Annotated in this window: 14 protein-coding genes; 2 read left to right on the forward strand and 12 right to left on the reverse strand. The window is 72.7% G+C overall.

Annotation, left to right across the window (positions count from 1 at the left end):
* Positions 1-79: 79 nt before the first annotated feature.
* From QF034_RS07410 to infC, 9 genes are all read right to left on the reverse strand, one after another.
* The gene (locus QF034_RS07410) at positions 80-1,420 is read right to left on the reverse strand and encodes an NsdA family TPR-like regulatory protein (protein WP_307174169.1); all 1,341 of its coding nucleotides are present in this window, start codon (positions 1,418-1,420) and stop codon (positions 80-82) included.
* Between the two features lie 258 nt (positions 1,421-1,678).
* Positions 1,679-2,710 carry a PP2C family protein-serine/threonine phosphatase gene (locus QF034_RS07415; protein ID WP_307174171.1) on the reverse strand — a complete coding sequence of 344 codons (1,032 nt, stop codon included), beginning with the start codon at positions 2,708-2,710 and terminating at the stop codon, positions 1,679-1,681.
* 129 nt (positions 2,711-2,839) lie between these two features.
* Positions 2,840-5,353: a phenylalanine--tRNA ligase subunit beta gene (gene pheT, locus QF034_RS07420; protein WP_307174172.1), complete on the reverse strand. Its 2,514-nt coding sequence runs from the start codon at positions 5,351-5,353 to the stop codon at positions 2,840-2,842.
* On the reverse strand, positions 5,353-6,480 hold the full coding sequence (gene pheS, locus QF034_RS07425; protein WP_307174173.1) for a phenylalanine--tRNA ligase subunit alpha: 1,128 nt from the start codon (positions 6,478-6,480) through the stop codon (positions 5,353-5,355). Before pheS ends, pheT begins: the two co-directional genes overlap by 1 nt.
* A 129-nt stretch (positions 6,481-6,609) precedes the next feature.
* Complete coding sequence (locus QF034_RS07430; RefSeq protein WP_307174175.1) at positions 6,610-7,752, reverse strand: sensor histidine kinase; 1,143 nt, start codon at positions 7,750-7,752, stop codon at positions 6,610-6,612.
* Positions 7,753-7,806: 54 nt separating this feature from the next.
* Positions 7,807-8,667, reverse strand: a complete 861-nt coding sequence (locus QF034_RS07435) for a TrmH family RNA methyltransferase (RefSeq protein ID WP_307174177.1) — start codon at positions 8,665-8,667, stop codon at positions 7,807-7,809.
* A 91-nt stretch (positions 8,668-8,758) separates the two neighbouring features.
* A complete protein-coding gene (rplT, locus tag QF034_RS07440; protein ID WP_010045263.1) occupies positions 8,759-9,142 on the reverse strand; it encodes a 50S ribosomal protein L20 in 384 nt (127 codons plus the stop codon).
* 95 nt (positions 9,143-9,237) lie between these two features.
* Positions 9,238-9,432 (reverse strand): 50S ribosomal protein L35, encoded by a 195-nt coding sequence (rpmI, locus tag QF034_RS07445; RefSeq protein ID WP_306968503.1) that lies wholly within the window; start codon positions 9,430-9,432, stop codon positions 9,238-9,240.
* Between the two features lie 109 nt (positions 9,433-9,541).
* Positions 9,542-10,198, reverse strand: a complete 657-nt coding sequence (gene infC / locus QF034_RS07450) for a translation initiation factor IF-3 (RefSeq protein WP_307179822.1) — start codon at positions 10,196-10,198, stop codon at positions 9,542-9,544.
* Between the two features lie 396 nt (positions 10,199-10,594).
* Here infC and QF034_RS07455 point away from each other — a divergent pair, with 396 nt between their 5' ends.
* Positions 10,595-10,951, forward strand: coding sequence for a DUF1844 domain-containing protein (locus QF034_RS07455; RefSeq protein ID WP_082319848.1), 357 nt, complete (start codon positions 10,595-10,597; stop codon positions 10,949-10,951).
* Between the two features lie 16 nt (positions 10,952-10,967).
* On the opposite strand, the gene QF034_RS07460 is transcribed toward QF034_RS07455, so the two are convergent.
* From QF034_RS07460 to QF034_RS07470, 3 genes are all read right to left on the reverse strand, one after another.
* The gene (locus QF034_RS07460) at positions 10,968-11,696 is read right to left on the reverse strand and encodes an SseB family protein (protein ID WP_307174178.1); all 729 of its coding nucleotides are present in this window, start codon (positions 11,694-11,696) and stop codon (positions 10,968-10,970) included.
* Between the two features lie 80 nt (positions 11,697-11,776).
* The gene (gene mycP / locus QF034_RS07465; protein ID WP_307179823.1) at positions 11,777-12,922 is read right to left on the reverse strand and encodes a type VII secretion-associated serine protease mycosin; all 1,146 of its coding nucleotides are present in this window, start codon (positions 12,920-12,922) and stop codon (positions 11,777-11,779) included.
* Positions 12,923-12,999: 77 nt separating this feature from the next.
* Positions 13,000-13,812, reverse strand: coding sequence for a hypothetical protein (locus QF034_RS07470; RefSeq protein ID WP_307179824.1), 813 nt, complete (start codon positions 13,810-13,812; stop codon positions 13,000-13,002).
* A 1,310-nt stretch (positions 13,813-15,122) separates the two neighbouring features.
* On the opposite strand from QF034_RS07470, the gene QF034_RS07475 reads away from it, so the two are divergent.
* A complete protein-coding gene (locus tag QF034_RS07475) occupies positions 15,123-16,325 on the forward strand; it encodes an amino acid deaminase/aldolase (protein ID WP_307174179.1) in 1,203 nt (400 codons plus the stop codon).
* Positions 16,326-16,327: the final 2 nt, after the last annotated feature.

The following is a 16,327-nucleotide window of genomic DNA, read 5'->3' on the forward strand; positions in this document are numbered from 1 at the left end:
GCAATATCGCAGTAGGGACGTACTGACAGCAGGCGCACAGGACGTCGCTCGGGATGACGCGGGCGACGGCGCCCGGGGTCTACAACGGTACGCGCAGGGCTCCGTCGATGAGTTCGGCCGCCTCGGCGGTGCCGGCGCAGCCGCTGCGCACCAGGTGCTCCCGCACCGCGCGCAGCCGGTCGCGCAACCGCTGGGACTCCATGCCGCGGGCCTGCTCGGCCATCTGCACGGCGATGGCCACGGCCTTGTCCGCGTTGCCCTGCCGCAGCTCGATCGTGCTGAGCATGGCCAGCCGGTGCACCCGGCCGCGGTCGTGCGCCGGGTTGTCGACCGCGGCCGCGGCGTGCTCGCCGGCGGCCGCGATCTCCCCGAGGCTCAGCAGAGCCTCCGCCACCTGGACGTTGACCAGCCCCGGCTGGACGTAACCGGTCTCGTCGGGCTCGTGGCCACGCCGGATGCGGGCCGCGGCCTGCTCGGCCCGCCCGATGCAGGCCAGGGCGCTCGTGCCGTCGCCGAGATGCGCGTACGCCTTGGCCTGCATCGCGTACAGGTCCGAGGCGAGAGCCGGGGTGATGTGCTTGCCGGCGGCCCGCAGCGCGGCCTCCGCGAAGGCCACGGCCTGCCGGTACTCCCGCATGAACAGCGACTGGTTGACCAGCAGCGCGATGACGTAGGCGCCGAGCCCCCGGTCCCCGCTGGCCTTGGCGAGCCGCAGGGCCTGGTGGAAGTAGCGCTGCGCGAGGCCATGCGCGTCGGAGTCGTAGGCGCAGATCCCCGCGACGGCCACCAGTCCGCCCGTGGCGCGGTGGAGTTGACGGCCCGTCTCGTCGGTGTAGCTGCCGCGCAGCAGCGGCGCGGCCTCGGAGTTGAGGAAGCCGACGATGCGGGCTCGCGTCGCGATGCCCCCGGCCTTGCGGTACAACTGCTCGTAGTGCGTGCGGGCGGCCCGCAGCATGTCGAGGTCGCCCGGGGTGACCCGGTGCCGGCCGCCGCGCGAGACGTCCACGTCCTCGGGCGGGTTCTCCCACTCCCACACCGGCATGACGGCGGGCGTGCCGGTGAGCGCGGGTGCGCCCAGGATGTGCGGGCGCTGCTGCTGGTCGGAGCGCCACAGGGCGGTGGCCCGCTCGACGAAACCGGAGAGGGTGCCGGTGTGCGGAGCGGACGGCTCACCGGGCACGCCCAGGCCGATGTCGTCGAGGGTCACCTGCCGCCGCAACCGGGCGGCGAGCACCTCGCAGATCAGGTCGGGCACCTGGCCCCGGGGACGCTGCCCCTTCAACCACCGGGCGACGGCGGTGTGTTCGTACCTCAGGGACAGGCCACGTGCCCGTCCCGCCTGGTTGACATGTGCGGCCAGCCCCGCGTGCGAGATCCCGGCCTCGTCCAGGATCGCGTCGAGCAGAGTGTTGGGCTGCATGTGGGCCCCCCGGTGGCTCGGTGCGGCCAGATTAGTGGCTCCGCCTTCACACGGGGTGTGAACGGAGTGCTCGAATCCGCACTGTGTGCGCACTGTCGCGGAGAGTCGTCAGCCGGTTGACTGAAATGCCTCGCAAGAGGCCGGCCGGGCCGCCGGCTCCCCCTCGTACAGTGCGGCGGCCCGCTTCCGCCGTCCGCCCAGCTGCCTGCCCGACACTCCGTGGCGGGGCGGACGGCTCCGCCGGCCGGGCGGGGCGAGTCATCGCCGTGGTGTCAGAGGTGCGTCGTCGGCTGTGGGTGGGTTGTGGCTGGTCGCGCAGTTCCCCGCGCCCCTCAAGGACCTGCCCCGACCGTTCCTGAGAACCATCAGGGCGATGTCGTCCGACGATGTACCCCCGGTGTGGTGCTGAAGGGCGGCGAGAATCCCGCGCAGAACGGTCTGCGAGGAAAGGGCCTCCTCCTGCACGACGTTCGACACAACGCTCGACAGGGGAAAGAACCGGCCACGGGCGTCCCTCGCGTCCTGGGCACCGTCCGTGAAGAGGAACAGGGCGTCACCGGGCTCCAGATACCCCAGCCCTTCGGTGGACAGGTCGGCCGGAAGCGGGAACAGGCCCAGCGGCGGGTGCGGATCGGCCGGGGCGAGTTGGTCGACGTCCGTGCCGCTCAGCCGGTACGGCCACGGGTGCCCGCAGTTCAGGGCGGTCATCTCGCCCTCGGCGCGGATCTCCACGAGCAGCAGGGTCACGAACTCCTCGGCGCCGCCCGCCGGTTGTTCCTGGCGCAGATGCCGGGCCAGGGCGCGTTCCAGCCGGTGCAGCACACTGCCGAGATCCTTCTCGTCGTGCGCGGCCTCACGGAAACAGCCGAGCACGGCGGCGACGGTCCCGAACGTCCCGATCCCGTGCCCGCGGACGTCACCCATCACGGCCCGTACGCCGTACTCGGTGGCGACGACCTCGTACAGGTCACCGCCCATGGCCGCCCCACGCTCCGAGGACAACTGGGCGGCGGCGACGTCCAGTCCGTCGACACACGAGGGCGGCGGCCTCAGCAGCGCGCTCTGCGCGGCACCCGCGACGCGGCGCAACTGCCGCAGCTCGCGCATCAGCGTCTGCCGCACATGGAGGATCAGCCCGGTGCCGACCGCGAAGAACACGGCACTGGTGACGATCCGCGCTTCGAGGCCGGTCTCCTGGGCGAGCGGACAGGCCAGCTTGTACGTGACGGCCGCCGCGCCCCACACCGTCGGCAGACCGAGACTTCGCACCCGACCCCTGATGCGGATCATGCCGATGGCCCCCCAATAGGCCCTGACACAGAATCGGACCGGCCCGTATAAGGCCGGTCCGATTCTGTCGACAGCACGCCCGGAAGGGCAGGCTTACCTATCTTTACCACTCAAACGAGTGAGGCGGCACTAACTCCGCAGCTCAGCCCCGACACGCTCACCGGCAAGAGCCACGGCCGCATCCCGAGCCGCGGAAGCCTCATCGACGGTCAGCGTCCGGTCAGGCGCCCGGAACCGCAGCGCGTACGCCAGTGACTTGCGCCCCTCCCCCAACTGCTCGGCGTTCTCGTACACGTCGAACAGGCGGATCGACTCCAGCAGTTCCCCGGCCCCCTCACGCAGGGCCTCCTCGACCTCCGCCGCCGGAACGACCGCGTCGACGACCAGGGCGACGTCCTGGGTGGCGACGGGGAACGTGGAGATCCGCGGCGCCCGCGCCGTGGCGTCACCCGCCGCCTCCACCGCGTCCAGGTCGATCTCCATCGCGCAGGTGCGCGCGGGCAGGCCCAGCGCCTTCACGACCCGCGGATGCAGCTCACCGGCATGCCCCACGACCCGCTCGGCACCGTCCACGGTGACGGCCAGTTCGGCGCACCGCCCCGGGTGCCAGGGCCCGTACTGCCCCTTGCGGATGATCAGCTCGGCACCGGCCTCACGGGCGACGGACCGCGCCGCCTCCACCGCGTCGGCCCAGTCGGCCGGACGGCCCTTGCCCCACCAGCCGGCCTGCTCCCGCGCACCGGCGAGGACGACGGCGGCGTGCCGCGGCTGCTCGGGCAGCGCCGCGTTCAGCTCGGCGAGCTCCTCGTCCGTCGGGCGGCGGTCGACGGGCAGCACGGCGGCGATCCGCTGCTCCTCGCGCGGCCGGAAGACCAGTCCGGTCTCGAACAGCGCGAGGTCGTGCGAGCCCCGGCCGTCGTTGCGCCGCAGAGCGGTGAGCAGGCCCGGCAGCAGCGTCGTGCGCAGCGCGGGCTCCTCGTCGCTCAGCGGGTTGCTGAGCTTGACGACGCGGCGGGCCGGGTCGTCGGCTTCGAGGCCGAGCTGGTCGAAGACCTGCTCGCCGATGAACGGGTAGTTCAGCGCCTCGACGTACCCGGAACCGGCCAGGGCCCGGCCGACGCGGCGGTGCAGCCGCTGCCGGCTGGTCAGGCCTAGACCGGCCGGCGGCTTGGGCAGCGTGGAGGGCAGGTTCTCGTAGCCCTCCAGGCGGATGACCTCTTCGGCCAGGTCGTTCGGGTCGGTGAGGTCGGGGCGCCAGGACGGCACGGTGACGATCAGCTCGTCCTGCCCGTACACGTCGCAGCCGATCTCCTGGAGCCGCCGTACGACGGTTTCGCGGCCGTAGGCGACGCCCGCGACCTTGTCCGGGTGGTCGGCCGGGATCGTGATGGTGCGGGGCGCGGTCGGGGCGAGGACCTCGGTGACGCCGGCCTCGGCGGTGCCGCCCGCGAGCAGGACCAGCAGATCCACCGTGCGCTGCGCGGCGGCAGCGGCGGCCTGCGGGTCGACACCGCGCTCGAAGCGCCGGGACGCCTCGGAGGACAGCTTGTGGCGGCGGGCCGTGCGCGCGATCGACACCGCGTCGAAGTGGGCGGCCTCGATGACGATGTCGGCCGTGGCGTTCTCGGTGTCGTCGTGGTCGGCGATCTCCGTGTTGGCGCCGCCCATGACACCGGCGAGACCGATGGGGCCGCGGTCGTCGGTGATCACCAGGTCCTCGGCGTCCAGCGTGCGCTCGACACCGTCGAGGGTGGTGAGCTTCTCGCCCGGCTCGGCCCTGCGCACGCCGATCGTGCCCTGGACCAGGCCGCGGTCGTAGGCGTGCAGCGGCTGGCCGAGCTCCATCATCACGTAGTTGGTGACGTCGACGGCGAGCGAGATCGGGCGCATGCCGACCTTCTGGAGCCGGCGCTGGAGCCAGATCGGCGAGCGGGCTTCGGCGCTCAGGCCGGTCACCGTGCGGGCCGTGAAGCGGTCGCAGCCGGTGGGGTCGGAGATCCGCACCGGGTAGCCGTACGCGTTCGGGCCGGGCACGTCGAGCAGGGCCGGGTCGCGCAGCGGCAGGCCGTAGGCGATGGCGGTCTCGCGGGCGACACCGCGCATCGACAGGCAGTAGCCGCGGTCGGGCGTGACGGCGATGTCGAGGACCTCGTCGACCAGCTCCAGCAGCTCGATCGCGTCCTTGCCGACCTCGGTCTCCGGGGGCAGCACGATGATGCCCTTGGTGCCGTCGTCGCCCATGTTCAGCTCGTCGCTGGAGCAGATCATGCCGCGGGACATCTTGCCGTAGGTCTTGCGCTCGGCGATCTGGAAGTCACCGGGCAGGACGGCGCCGGGCAGGGCCACAACGACCTTGTCGCCGACGGCGAAGTTGCGGGCGCCGCAGACGATCTCCTGGGGCTCGCCCGTACCGTTGGCCTGGCCGACGTCGACGGTGCAGAAGCGGATCGGCTTCTTGAACTCCGTCAGCTCCTCGATGGTCGCGACCTGGCCGACCACCAGGGGTCCCTTGAGGTCGGCGCCGAGCTGCTCGACCGTCTCGACCTCCAGACCGGCCGAAATGAGCTTGGCCTGGACGTCGCGGCCGGTCTCGGTGGCCGGCAGGTCGACGTACTCCCGCAGCCAAGAAAGCGGGACCCGCATCAGATCTCCATCCCGAACGGCCGGGTGAACCGGACGTCACCCTCGACCATGTCTCGCATGTCCTCGACGTTGTGGCGGAACATCAGCATCCGCTCGATACCGAACCCGAAGGCGAAGCCGCTGTACTTCTCGGGGTCGACGCCGCAGGCGGTCAGCACCCGCGGGTTGACCATGCCGCAGCCGCCGAGCTCGATCCAGCCCTCGGACGAGCAGGTGCGGCAGGGCCGGTCGGGGTTGCCGATGGACTCGCCCTTGCACACGTAGCAGAGCATGTCCATCTCGGCGCTCGGCTCGGTGAAGGGGAAGTAGTTCGGCCGCAGCCGCGTCTTCATGTCCGCGCCGAACAGGGACTGGACCATGTGGTCCAGGGTGCCCTTGAGGTCCGCCATGGTCAGGCCCTCGTCGATCGCGAGCAGCTCGATCTGGTGGAAGACGGGCGTGTGCGTGGCGTCCAGCTCGTCCGTGCGGAACACCCGGCCGGGGCAGACGATGTACACCGGCAGCTCACGGTCGAGCAGGGCGCGGGCCTGCACCGGGGAGGTGTGGGTGCGCAGCACGACGCCGGAGCCGGACTCCTCGGTGCCCTTGGGGCCCTGCACGAAGAACGTGTCCTGCATCTGCCGGGCCGGGTGGTCGGGCAGGAAGTTCAGGGCGTCGAAGTTGAACCACTCCGCCTCGGCCTCCGGCCCTTCGGCGATCTCGTAGCCCATGGCCACGAAGACGTCCGCGACCCGCTCCATCATCGTGGTGAGCGGGTGCCGGGCGCCGGCCGGTACGCGGTCGTAGGGCAGCGTGACGTCCACCGCCTCCTCGACCAGCACGCGGGTGTCCCGCTCGGCTTCCAGCTCGGCCTGGCGGGCGGCGAGGCCCTTGTTCACGGCGCCGCGGGCCTGCCCGACGCGCTTGCCGGCGTCGGCCTTGGCGTGCGGGGGCAGGGCGCCGATCTCGCGGTTGGCGAGGGCCAGCGGGGAGGCGGGGCCGGTGTGGGCGACCTTGGCCTCGTGGAGCGCGTCGAGGGAGTCCGCGGCGGCGAAGGCGGCGAGCGCCTCGTCCCGCATGCGCTCGATCTCTTCCGGTTTCAACGCCTCGACCTCTACAGGGTCGTACGACTTATTCGGTGCCGACATCTCTTCCCGTGCTTCCGATTGGCTGGCTGGAGGTCCCCGTCACCGACTCCGACGGCCGTCTGCGGGACACAAAGGTGCCAAGGGCCGAGTCTAACGGGGTGGAGGTGTACGAATGCGCCCGCGGGCTGCTCAGGCGAGATAGGCCGGAGCGCTCACGGGCAACGTAAATCGGAACTCGGCGCCGGCGCCGGGTGCGCGGCCGACCGTGATGGTGCCGCCGTGGGCCTCGACGATGCCCTTGACGATGTAGAGCCCGAGGCCCGTGCCACCGCGCTTGCTGCCCCGCCAGAAGCGGGTGAAGACGCGGTTCATGGACTCCTCCGGGATGCCCGGCCCCTCGTCGCTCACCGTGACCGACGTGCCGATGTCCTCGCCCTCGCGGGGGGACGCCGTGGCCGTGACGTCGATCGTGACAGTTCCCTCGCCGTGCCGCACGGCATTTTCCAGGAGGTTGCTGAGCACCTGGTCGATCTTGTCGGGGTCGGCCCACAGGTCGGGCAGCGGCTGCTGGACGCGCAGCAGGAAGCGGTCGGCGGGCTGCCCGGCGGCGACGTAGGCCTGGATGTGACGGCCCACGGCGGCGCCGATGTCGACGGGCTGGCGCCGCACCTCCAGCCGGCCGGAGTCGATCCGGGAGATGTCGAGCAGCTCGGCGATGAGCCGGGTGACCCGGTCGGCGTCGGCGTCGACGGTCTCCAGCATCAGCCGCTTCTGGTCGTCGGTGAAGCGTTCCCACTTGGCGAGCAGGGTGGCGGTGAAGCCCTTGACGGAGGTGAGCGGGGAGCGCAGTTCGTGGGCGACGGTGGCGATCAGCTCGGCGTGGCTGCGCTCGGTGCGGCGGCGGGCCTCGGTGTCGCGCAGGGTGACGACGAGGCGCCTCAGGGGCCCGGTGGGCCTGGTGCGGACGTAGCGCGCGGAGACCAGCACCTCACGGCCGCCGGGGAGGAGGAGGTTGCGCTCGGGCTGTCCGACCCGGATCGCGAGGCCGCCGTACGGGTCGGTCAGCTGCCACCAGCGTCGCCCCTCCAGATCCTCTAATGGCAGGGCCTTCTCCAAGGGCTGTCCGAGGGCGTCCCGGGCGGGGACGGCGGTGATGCGCTCGGCGGCGGCGTTGAAGCAGACGACCCGGCCCTGCTCGTCGGCGACGACGAGTCCGTCGGGCAGCATGTCGGGGTCGATGCCGAGGTCGGCGCGATCACCGGGCGGCCGGGACGCGGCGGGCGGGCTCCCGGCGTCCTGGGCCCCTGGTGCGCTGCTCGTGCCGACGCTCATCCCCGTACCCCACCTCCAAGGCTCCGCAGAGGGGTCCCTGAGCTGGTCACCCTACTAGTTCCCGGTGACGGAGCGGCACCCTCCGGCGGCGCGCTGTGCACGCGCCGACGCATAGAGACATACGGCGGCGGCGGTGGCGAGGTTCAGACTCTCGGCCTTCCCGTGGATCGGGACGCGGACGACGGCGTCCGTGAGGGCACGGGTCTCCTCCGGCAGGCCCCAGGCCTCGTTCCCGAAGACCCAGGCGGTCGGCCCGCCCATGGTGCCCTTGTCGAGCTCGTCGTCGAGGTCGCGGTCGCCGGCCCCGTCGGCGGCGAGGACGCGCACACCGGCGGCCCGCAGTCCTTCGACAGCGTGCGCCACGGGGACGCCGACGGCGACGGGCAGGTGGAACAGGGAGCCGACGGAGGCGCGGACGGCCTTGGGGTTGTACACGTCGACGGAGGCGTCGGTCAGGACGACGGCCTCGGCACCGGCGGCGTCGGCGCAGCGCAGCACGGTCCCGGCGTTGCCCGGGTCGCGGACGTTGGCGAGGAGGGCGACGAGCCGGGGGCGCGCCGCGAGGACCTCCTCGAAGGGTGTGTCCAGGAACCGGCAGACGCCGACGAGGCCCTGCGGGGTGACGGTGGTGGAGATGTCGGCGATGACCTGCTCGGCGGCGAGGTGCACCCGGGCGCCGGCGTCCCGGGCCGCCCCCACGATGTCGGCGTACCGCTCGGCGGCCTCCAGCGTGGCGAACAGCTCCACGAGCGTGGCCGCGCCCCCGGCCAGGTGCCCGGCCGCTTCCCGCACCGCTTGCGGCCCCTCGGCGAGGAACAGCCGCTCCTTCCCCCGGAAGTTCCGCTTCGCCAGCCGCCGCGCCGCCAGGACGCGGGGGGAACGGGGAGAGATGAGCTCGGGAGTGGCGGGGGGCATTGCGTTCGCTTTCTCAGTAGCTGGCTGCACAGCAGGACCCGCAGGCCGCTCGGGCCTGCGGGTCCTTTCGTCACATCGGCTCGGAGCCGCGTCAGGCCGCCTTGGGGGCGTTGACGTCGCTCGGCAGCGCCTTCTGGGCGACCTCGACGAGCGCGGCGAACGCACCGGCGTCGTTGACGGCCAGCTCCGCCAGGATCTTGCGGTCGACCTCGATGTTCGCGGCCTTGAGACCCTGGATGAAGCGGTTGTAGGTCATGCCGTTGGCGCGGGCAGCGGCGTTGATGCGCTGGATCCACAGCTGGCGGAAGTCACCCTTGCGCTTCTTGCGGTCGTTGTAGTTGTAGACCAGCGAGTGGGTGACCTGCTCCTTGGCCTTGCGGTACAGACGCGAACGCTGACCGCGGTAGCCGGAGGCCTGCTCGAGGATCGCCCGGCGCTTCTTGTGGGCGTTCACTGCCCGCTTGACGCGTGCCACTTTTTAACTCCTTGTAGCGGGGCCGCGGTGGTCCTCACACGGCCCGGTATCGATTGGGTCCCGGTCCTGACGTACGGCGCTTGCGCGCCGGAACGTCACTTGCCGAGAAGCTTCTTGATCTTCTTGGCGTCGCCCGGGGCCATCTCGGCGTTGCCGGTGAGGCGACGCGTCACACGGGACGACTTGTGCTCGAGCAGGTGGCGCTTGCCGGCGCGCTCACGGAGCACCTTGCCGGAGCCGGTGACCTTGAAGCGCTTCCTGGACCCGCTGTGCGACTTGTTCTTCGGCATAGCGCCGTACTCTCCTCGTCGGTGGCGCTCCGGTGCCCGGTCGCGAAACCGGGCACGGTGGAGCGTCGTCTTGTTTCGGTTGCTTCCTGGGGACTCGCGTCCCCCGGGATCACGCGTCGGCGGAAGCCTCGGCCGGAGCCTCGGTGTCCTCGGCGAACTCGGCCTCAGCGGCGTTCTGCGACTTGCCGGGGTTGGCCTTCGCCTCAGCCTTGCGGGCCTCCTGCGCCTGGCGAGCCTCGGCCATCGCCTCGGTCTTCTTCTTGTGCGGACCGAGAACCATGATCATGTTTCGGCCGTCCTGCTTCGGGTTCGACTCGACGAAACCGAGGTCCTGGACGTCCTCCGCGAGCCGCTGGAGCAGTCGGTAGCCCAGCTCGGGCCGGGACTGCTCGCGACCACGGAACATGATCGTGATCTTGACCTTGTCGCCCTGCTTGAGGAACCGAACGACGTGACCCTTCTTGGTGTCATAGTCGTGCGGGTCGATCTTCGGCCGGAGCTTCATCTCCTTGATGACCGTGTGCGCCTGGTTCTTGCGCGCCTCACGGGCCTTCATGGCCGACTCGTACTTGAACTTCCCGTAGTCCATGAGCTTGCACACGGGCGGACGGGCGTTCGCCGCGACCTCGACCAGGTCCAGGTCGTACTCCTGCGCAAGCTCCAGTGCCTTGGCCAGGGGGACGATGCCCACCTGCTCGCCACTGGGACCGACAAGTCGCACCTCGGGAACGCGAATCCGGTCGTTGATGCGGGGCTCGGCGCTGATGGATCCTCCTCGGTAGCACCACGCGACGGTCTGGCGGACGGCCGCGTAACGTCTCTATTCGATAGACCTAACCGCGTCGAAGCACAAAAAATGCCCCGGACGATTCCCAGGCGGGGCTCCTCGAACTACCGGAGCACCGCCGCGGGGAGCCGCGGGGCGCGATTTCGGACGGATCGCCGCCGCTGGGACGGGACCGTCTGACCGGTGACCCGCCGCCCTGGGGGCGGTCAGGTGGGAGTTCGAAAGCCTCCACTTGTGGGTCGGGCTCGCGGGCCAGGAGGCATACGGGTCCGACCGGTCGTTACACGAGATTACCAGCATGGGCCAGGAACGGCCAATCGTGGCGCCCCGGGGCCCGGTACGGCGCACGCCCGGCCTGCGCCTATCGTGTGGGGCATGAGTGAGACCCCTCCTGAGTCCCCCGACTTCGACGCCATGGCCCGCGACATCGCCGAGGTCCCGGCGGTCGAGGTGATCGTGACGGTCGCCGTCAACCTGATGAGCGCCGCCGCGGTGAAGCTCGGTCTGACCGAGGAGGGCGCCCAGCACAAGGACCTGGACGAGGCCCGCAAGCTGGTGCACGCGCTGGCCGGCCTGCTGGACGCGTCCGCCACCGAGATCAGCTCGTTCCACGCGTCGCCCCTGCGCGACGGCCTGAAGTCGCTCCAGCTGGCGTTCCGCGAGGCGTCGCTCGTCCCGGACGAGCCGGGCAAGGGGCCGGGCGAGAAGTACACGGGACCGGTCTACGGCTAGCCGGTACGCAGGTCCTTCAGCGTTCGTACAAGGGCTCGCCCGGTGGCGTCGCCCCGGCCGGCAGCAGTGCCAGGTCGAGGCCGCGTACCAGGCGGGCCCTCAGTGTCTCGTCGGCGGCGAGACGCCGGGCGACCGCCTGGGCGGTTTCGGCGGGGGCGGCGGCCGGGTCCAGGACCAGGGCGAGGGTGCCGTCGGCCTGGCCCGGGCCGAGGTGGGCGCGCAGGACGGCGGGCTCGGCGGCCACGGCGTCGCGTACGGCCCCGACGACGGCCGGGTCGGCGAGCGGGTCGGTGGTCGCACGGCCCTCCGCGAGGGCGAGCAGGGCGGGCCCGGTCAGTTCGAAGGGCACGGGCCCGGCCAGGTCGAGCACGACCGTGTCCGCCTTCTCGTGAGCGGCGGCCTGGAGGGCCTGGTGCAGGGGTACGGCGACGGGGCGGGCCGCCGGGTCCCAGCGGGCGAGGGAGTCGGTGGAGGTGAAGGCGGGCAGCGCGGTGCGGTTCCCGGCCTTCAGGGTCGGTACGGCCATGTCGCTGGTCTTCTCGCGGCGCAGTCCCCGCTCGTCCTCCTCGACCTCGCCGAGCACGGCCACGACGGGGACGAGCAGCCGGGCGCCCTTGAGGGCGTCGAGGACCGGGCCCACGGCACTGCGGTCTTCCGACCAGGCGGCGAGTGCCGCGCTCAGCCGGGGGTCGGCGGAACCGTCGTCGTCGGAGAAGCCGGAGTCGGGGATGTTCTTGTTCGCCACGATCGTCGACCCTATAGGCCGGGTGCCGCCGCTTCGGCGGGCGGTCCTGCCGGGCGGCGGCCGGAGGGTCTCGTGCCCGGCTAGAACGCGTCGGGGCGCGTGCGGCGGCCGCGCCACAGGACCACGGCGGCGACCAGCAGGACGCCGCCGGCGCTGCCCGCGAGGGGGGCGGCCCAGTCGGCGGTGTCGTCGCCGGTGCCGGTGGCGTCCGGGCCGCTGCCGAAGTACGTCGCGCCGTACGCCGCCGAGTGGAGGCCCTGCGGCTTCAGCCGGCCGGCGGCCTTGATGGCGGCGGCCGGGTCGACGAAGCCGAAGCCGCGGGAGTCGTCGCGGCCCGCGGCCGGGGCGTTGCGGGCGGTGTCCTCCAGGAGCGACTTGACCTGGGCCGGGGTCAGATCGGGGTGGGCGGCCTTGACCAGGGCGGCGGCGCCGGAGACGAAGGCGGCGGCGGCGCTGGTGCCCCAGCCCTCGTAGTACTTGTGGTCGGGGTCGGCGATGACGACGTCGACGCCGGGGGCGCTGACCGTGGCGTACCAGCGGCGGGTGGAGAAGGGGGCGCGGGTTCCGGCGCGGTCGACGGCGGTGGCGGCGATGACGCCCGGGTAGGCGGCCGGGTAGGAGATGCGGTCGCCCTTCTCGCCGCCGTTGCCTGCGGAGGCGACGACGATCACGCCCTTCTTCAGGGCGTACTGGATGGCCTGGTCCTCGGCGGGTTCCGGGTGCGCGGAGGCGGAGTCGTCGCCGAGGGAGAGGTTGATGACGTCGGCGCCGTGGTCGGCGGCCCAGCGGATGCCGTCGGCGAGGGCGTTGCCGCGGGTGCTGCGGGCCTTGGCGCGGGAGGGGTCGCCGTCCTCCAGGATCACGCGGACGGGGAGGATCTTCGCCTCGGGGGCGATGCCGAGGACGCCGTCCGCGTCGCCCGGGCCGTGGCCGTGCCCGGCGATGATGCCGGCCATGGCCGTGCCGTGCCGGGCCCAGGCGCGGTCGCCGGGTTCGGCTCCGAAGCCGACCAGGTCCTTGCCGGTGAGGACGTTGCCGATCAGGTCGGGGTGGTCGGCCTCGACGCCGGTGTCCAGGACGGCGACCGTGACGCCGTCGCCCTTCGTGGTCCGCCAGGCCTCCTGGGTGTGCATAGCGTCCAGGGCCCACTGCTGGGCGCGGATGCCGTCGGCGTGAGCGGTGGTGGCGGGCAGGAGGACGAGCCCGGCGGCGAGCAGCACGCTCAGCGCCGCGGACCGGCCGGCCCCGGCGGCTCTGCCGGCCGGTTTCCTGGTGGTTTTCCCGGCCGGTTTCCTGGTGGTTTTCACGACGGCTGCTCCGTGGCCGAGCGGACGTTCTTGCGCAGGCCGCGTTCGACGCGGTCGGCGAGGCCCCGGGCCTCGTTGCCGAGGCCGGCCTGGGCGGGGGCGGTGGTGGCGCCGGACTCCATGGCGTCCCCGGCGGGCTGCGGGTCGTCGACGCTACGGCCGTCGGCCCAGCCGGAGACGGCGTAGACGACGACCGGGGCCTCGGTCAGCACGGAGACGGTCCAGGCGGCGCGCTGCTCCGGGCCGAAGCGGGCGGCGGGCGTGTCCTTCGCGGCGTACGGCAGCGGCATCAGGTCGCTGCGGCGGTCCAGGCGCTCCTTGCGGAAACGGTTCGCGAGGGCGGTCATGCCCGGGGCGTCGGCCGTGGTGAAGAGGAGGCCGACGGTGGTCACGTAGCTCTCGGTGGCGTCGGTGTAGGTGGCACGCAGGAGGCGTTCGCAGCCGACGGGGGCGAGGGCCTTGCGCAGCAGGGGGGCGAAGGCGTCCTTGCAGCCGCTGTCCGGGGCGACGGCGATCCGGGTCCAGGTGCGGTCGGCTCCGCCGGGGCCGGCGCCCTGGCCCTGCACGGTGGGCGGGAACAGCTGGTCGACGGGCACGCTGTGCCAGAGGCTGCCGGCCGCGGCGAAGGTGCTGCGCGTGCCCTCCTCCCCGGGGTCCCCCACGAGCCAGCTCCCGGTGACCGCGCCCGAGATGAGTCCCAGCCCGAGCACGAGACAGACGGCGGCAGCGGCGGCCTGGGACGCCCCGCGCCGCCCGAGCGGCCGGGGCCGCGCGACGCCGTCGTATCCCTCGGGCTCCCCGAAGGACACGACGGGGCGCGTCCCGGAGGTCGCGGGTGCGTTCCAGGAGAGGGACGGGTCGGGAGAGACGCCGGTGGGCCTACGCATGCCACGCCCGGTGGTGGGGTCGGCAGTGGCCTCTGGCGCCCGCGAGGGGCGCGGCGGAACAACGGGCCGCGTGGAACCGGGGCGGCCGAAGGATTCAGCAGGCCCGGAGGGCGACGGGTCGCCGGGGACCGGTCGCAGGCGTGCGGTCGTCTCGGAGGAGTTCTCGCCAGGGGCGCCGGTACGGCGTGACGCAGGGGCGTACCCCGGCCGGCCGGGCGAGCCCTGTGTGGGCAGGTGACGCGGCCGCGGAGGGGCGTCGGGCGGCGTGGACGACCTGTTCGACGCGGGTCGCGTCACGCGACCGACGCCGGGCTCCGCATCCGGGAACCGGTCGGAGGCGCGGGGCGGGGGCGGAGCGGCCGGCTCGGCACGCCGGGGGGCGGTGGGCTCGCTCTGGCGTGGAGCAGCAGGCTCGCTACTGCGGGGAGCAGCGGACTGGGCACGCCAGGACGTGCCGTACTCGCCACGCCCGGGGACAACAGGCTCGCCACCGCGGGGAGCGTCGGGCTCAGTACGCCGGAACGCGGCGGGCTCGTCACGCCGGGGAGCAGCGGACTCGCCACCACGGGGAACGTCGGACGCGCCATGGCCGGGAGACTCGCCACCGCGGGGAGCCCCAGACTTGCCACGCCCAGCAGCGCCGGACTCGCCACGCCGGGGCCCAGCAGGCTCGCTCCCGCTGGGAGCAGCAGGCTCGGTACGCCAGGGCGCAGTTGGCTCGGGGCGCCGGGGCGCAGTCGGCTCCGCGTGCCGGGTCATGTCGCTGAAGCTGGGGAAACGAGGGCGGCCGCTGTTCGAGGTGCCGGCCCTGTCGGAGGGAGCCGTGCCGTCGCCCCGAGGACCCGACGAGTCCGTGTCGCGCCCGGGCGAGGGGTCGGAAGGTGCCGCCTGGGCGTTCTCGGCCGGGGCGGGGGGGTGTGAAGGGCGTGGGGGGAAAGAGGCACGCTGCGCTTCCGTGCTCATGCACCCCCCGTTTCCTCGTACCCGGGCCGCTGCGTACCGCGCGGGCCGTGTCGTCCTGCCCGAGGCCCGGCACTGAGTCGTCCCGGGCACACATACCCGTACGGATGGAGCGTCATCCCGGCGCGGAAATCCGGCCGGCGTCGCTCCGCCGTACGTGCGCGTCACTCTACGGCTTGTTCCTGCGCGAACGGGAACCAGTCCGCGAGCCCGGGGCATCTGCCCGGAACGTCCCCCTACCCTGCGGTAATCCTGTCTGGCAGGCTGCGTTCATGACTGCGCGCGCCTCCGACCGGGCCCGTTACGACCGGGCCACCGCCCATCTCGACGCCCCCCTCGCGATCGTGGACCTGGACGCCTTCGACGCCAACGCCGCCGACCTGGTCCGTCGCGCCGGGGGCAAGCCCGTCCGGGTCGCCAGCAAGTCCGTGCGGTGCCGGGCGCTGCTGGAACGCGTCCTGGCCCGGGACGGTTTCGCGGGGATCATGTCGTTCACCCTCGCCGAGTCGCTGTGGCTGGCGCGCTCGGGGTTCGACGACGTGCTGCTCGCCTACCCGTCCGCCGACCGGTCCGCGTACGCCGAACTCGCCGGTGATCCCAAGCTCGCCGCCGCCGTGACCGTGATGGTCGACGACGTCGCCCAGCTGGATCTGATCGACGCCTCGCGGGGCGGCGGGCGTGAAGTCGTGCGCGTCTGCCTGGAGTTGGACACCTCCCTGAAGCTGCTCGGCGGGCGGGTGCGGGTCGGGGCCCGGCGTTCGCCGCTGCACTCCCCCGCCCAGGTCGCCGACGTGGCGCGGGCCGTGGCCCGCCGGCCGGGCTTCGAGGTTGTGGGGATCATGGCGTACGAGGGGCATGTCGCCGGTGTCGGGGACGCCGTGGCCGGGCGTCCGCTGCGGTCCCGTGCCATCCGGCTGATGCAGGCCGCCGCCAAGCGTGAACTCGCCGAGAGGCGGGCGGAGGTGGTGCGGGCGGTGCGCGCCGTCGCGCCGGGGCTGGAGTTCGTCAACGGCGGTGGCACCGGCTCGGTGCAGCACACGGCGGCCGAGGACGCGGTGACCGAGATCGGCGCCGGGTCGGGGCTGTACGTGCCGCGGCTGTTCGACAACTACACGTCGTTCAGCGGCCGTCCGGCGGCCCTCTTCGCCCAGCCCGTCGTACGGCGGCCGGGGGTGGGAGTGGTGACGGTCCTCGGTGGCGGGTATCCCGCCTCCGGCGCGGCCGGGCCCGACCGGCTGCCCGTGCCGTATCTGCCGGAGGGGCTGCGCTACGACCCTCAGGAGGGGGCCGGTGAGGTGCAGACCCCGCTGCTCGGCTCGCCCGCCGACGACCTGCTGATCGGTGACAAGGTGTGGTTCCGGCACGCGAAGGCCGGTGAACTGTGCGAGCGGTTCGACGTGCTGCACCTGGTCGAGGGCGACGCGGTGACGGCGACCGTGCCGACGTACCGCGGCGAGGGCCTCACGTTCCTCTAGGC

Origin of the sequence: Streptomyces africanus, assembly GCF_030816955.1 — a bacterium.
Lineage (GTDB): Bacteria > Actinomycetota > Actinomycetes > Streptomycetales > Streptomycetaceae > Streptomyces > Streptomyces africanus.

Coding starts and splice junctions, on each gene's coding strand:
- QF034_RS07410 (WP_307174169.1), bottom strand. CDS start 1,420: ATGCAGCCCAACACTCTGCTCGACGCGATCCTGGACGAGGCCGGGATC.
- QF034_RS07415 (WP_307174171.1), bottom strand. CDS start 2,710: ATGATCCGCATCAGGGGTCGGGTGCGAAGTCTCGGTCTGCCGACGGTG.
- pheT (WP_307174172.1), bottom strand. CDS start 5,353: ATGCGGGTCCCGCTTTCTTGGCTGCGGGAGTACGTCGACCTGCCGGCC.
- pheS (WP_307174173.1), bottom strand. CDS start 6,480: ATGTCGGCACCGAATAAGTCGTACGACCCTGTAGAGGTCGAGGCGTTG.
- QF034_RS07430 (WP_307174175.1), bottom strand. CDS start 7,752: ATGAGCGTCGGCACGAGCAGCGCACCAGGGGCCCAGGACGCCGGGAGC.
- QF034_RS07435 (WP_307174177.1), bottom strand. CDS start 8,667: ATGCCCCCCGCCACTCCCGAGCTCATCTCTCCCCGTTCCCCCCGCGTC.
- rpmI (WP_306968503.1), bottom strand. CDS start 9,432: ATGCCGAAGAACAAGTCGCACAGCGGGTCCAGGAAGCGCTTCAAGGTC.
- QF034_RS07455 (WP_082319848.1), top strand. CDS start 10,595: ATGAGTGAGACCCCTCCTGAGTCCCCCGACTTCGACGCCATGGCCCGC.
- QF034_RS07475 (WP_307174179.1), top strand. CDS start 15,123: ATGACTGCGCGCGCCTCCGACCGGGCCCGTTACGACCGGGCCACCGCC.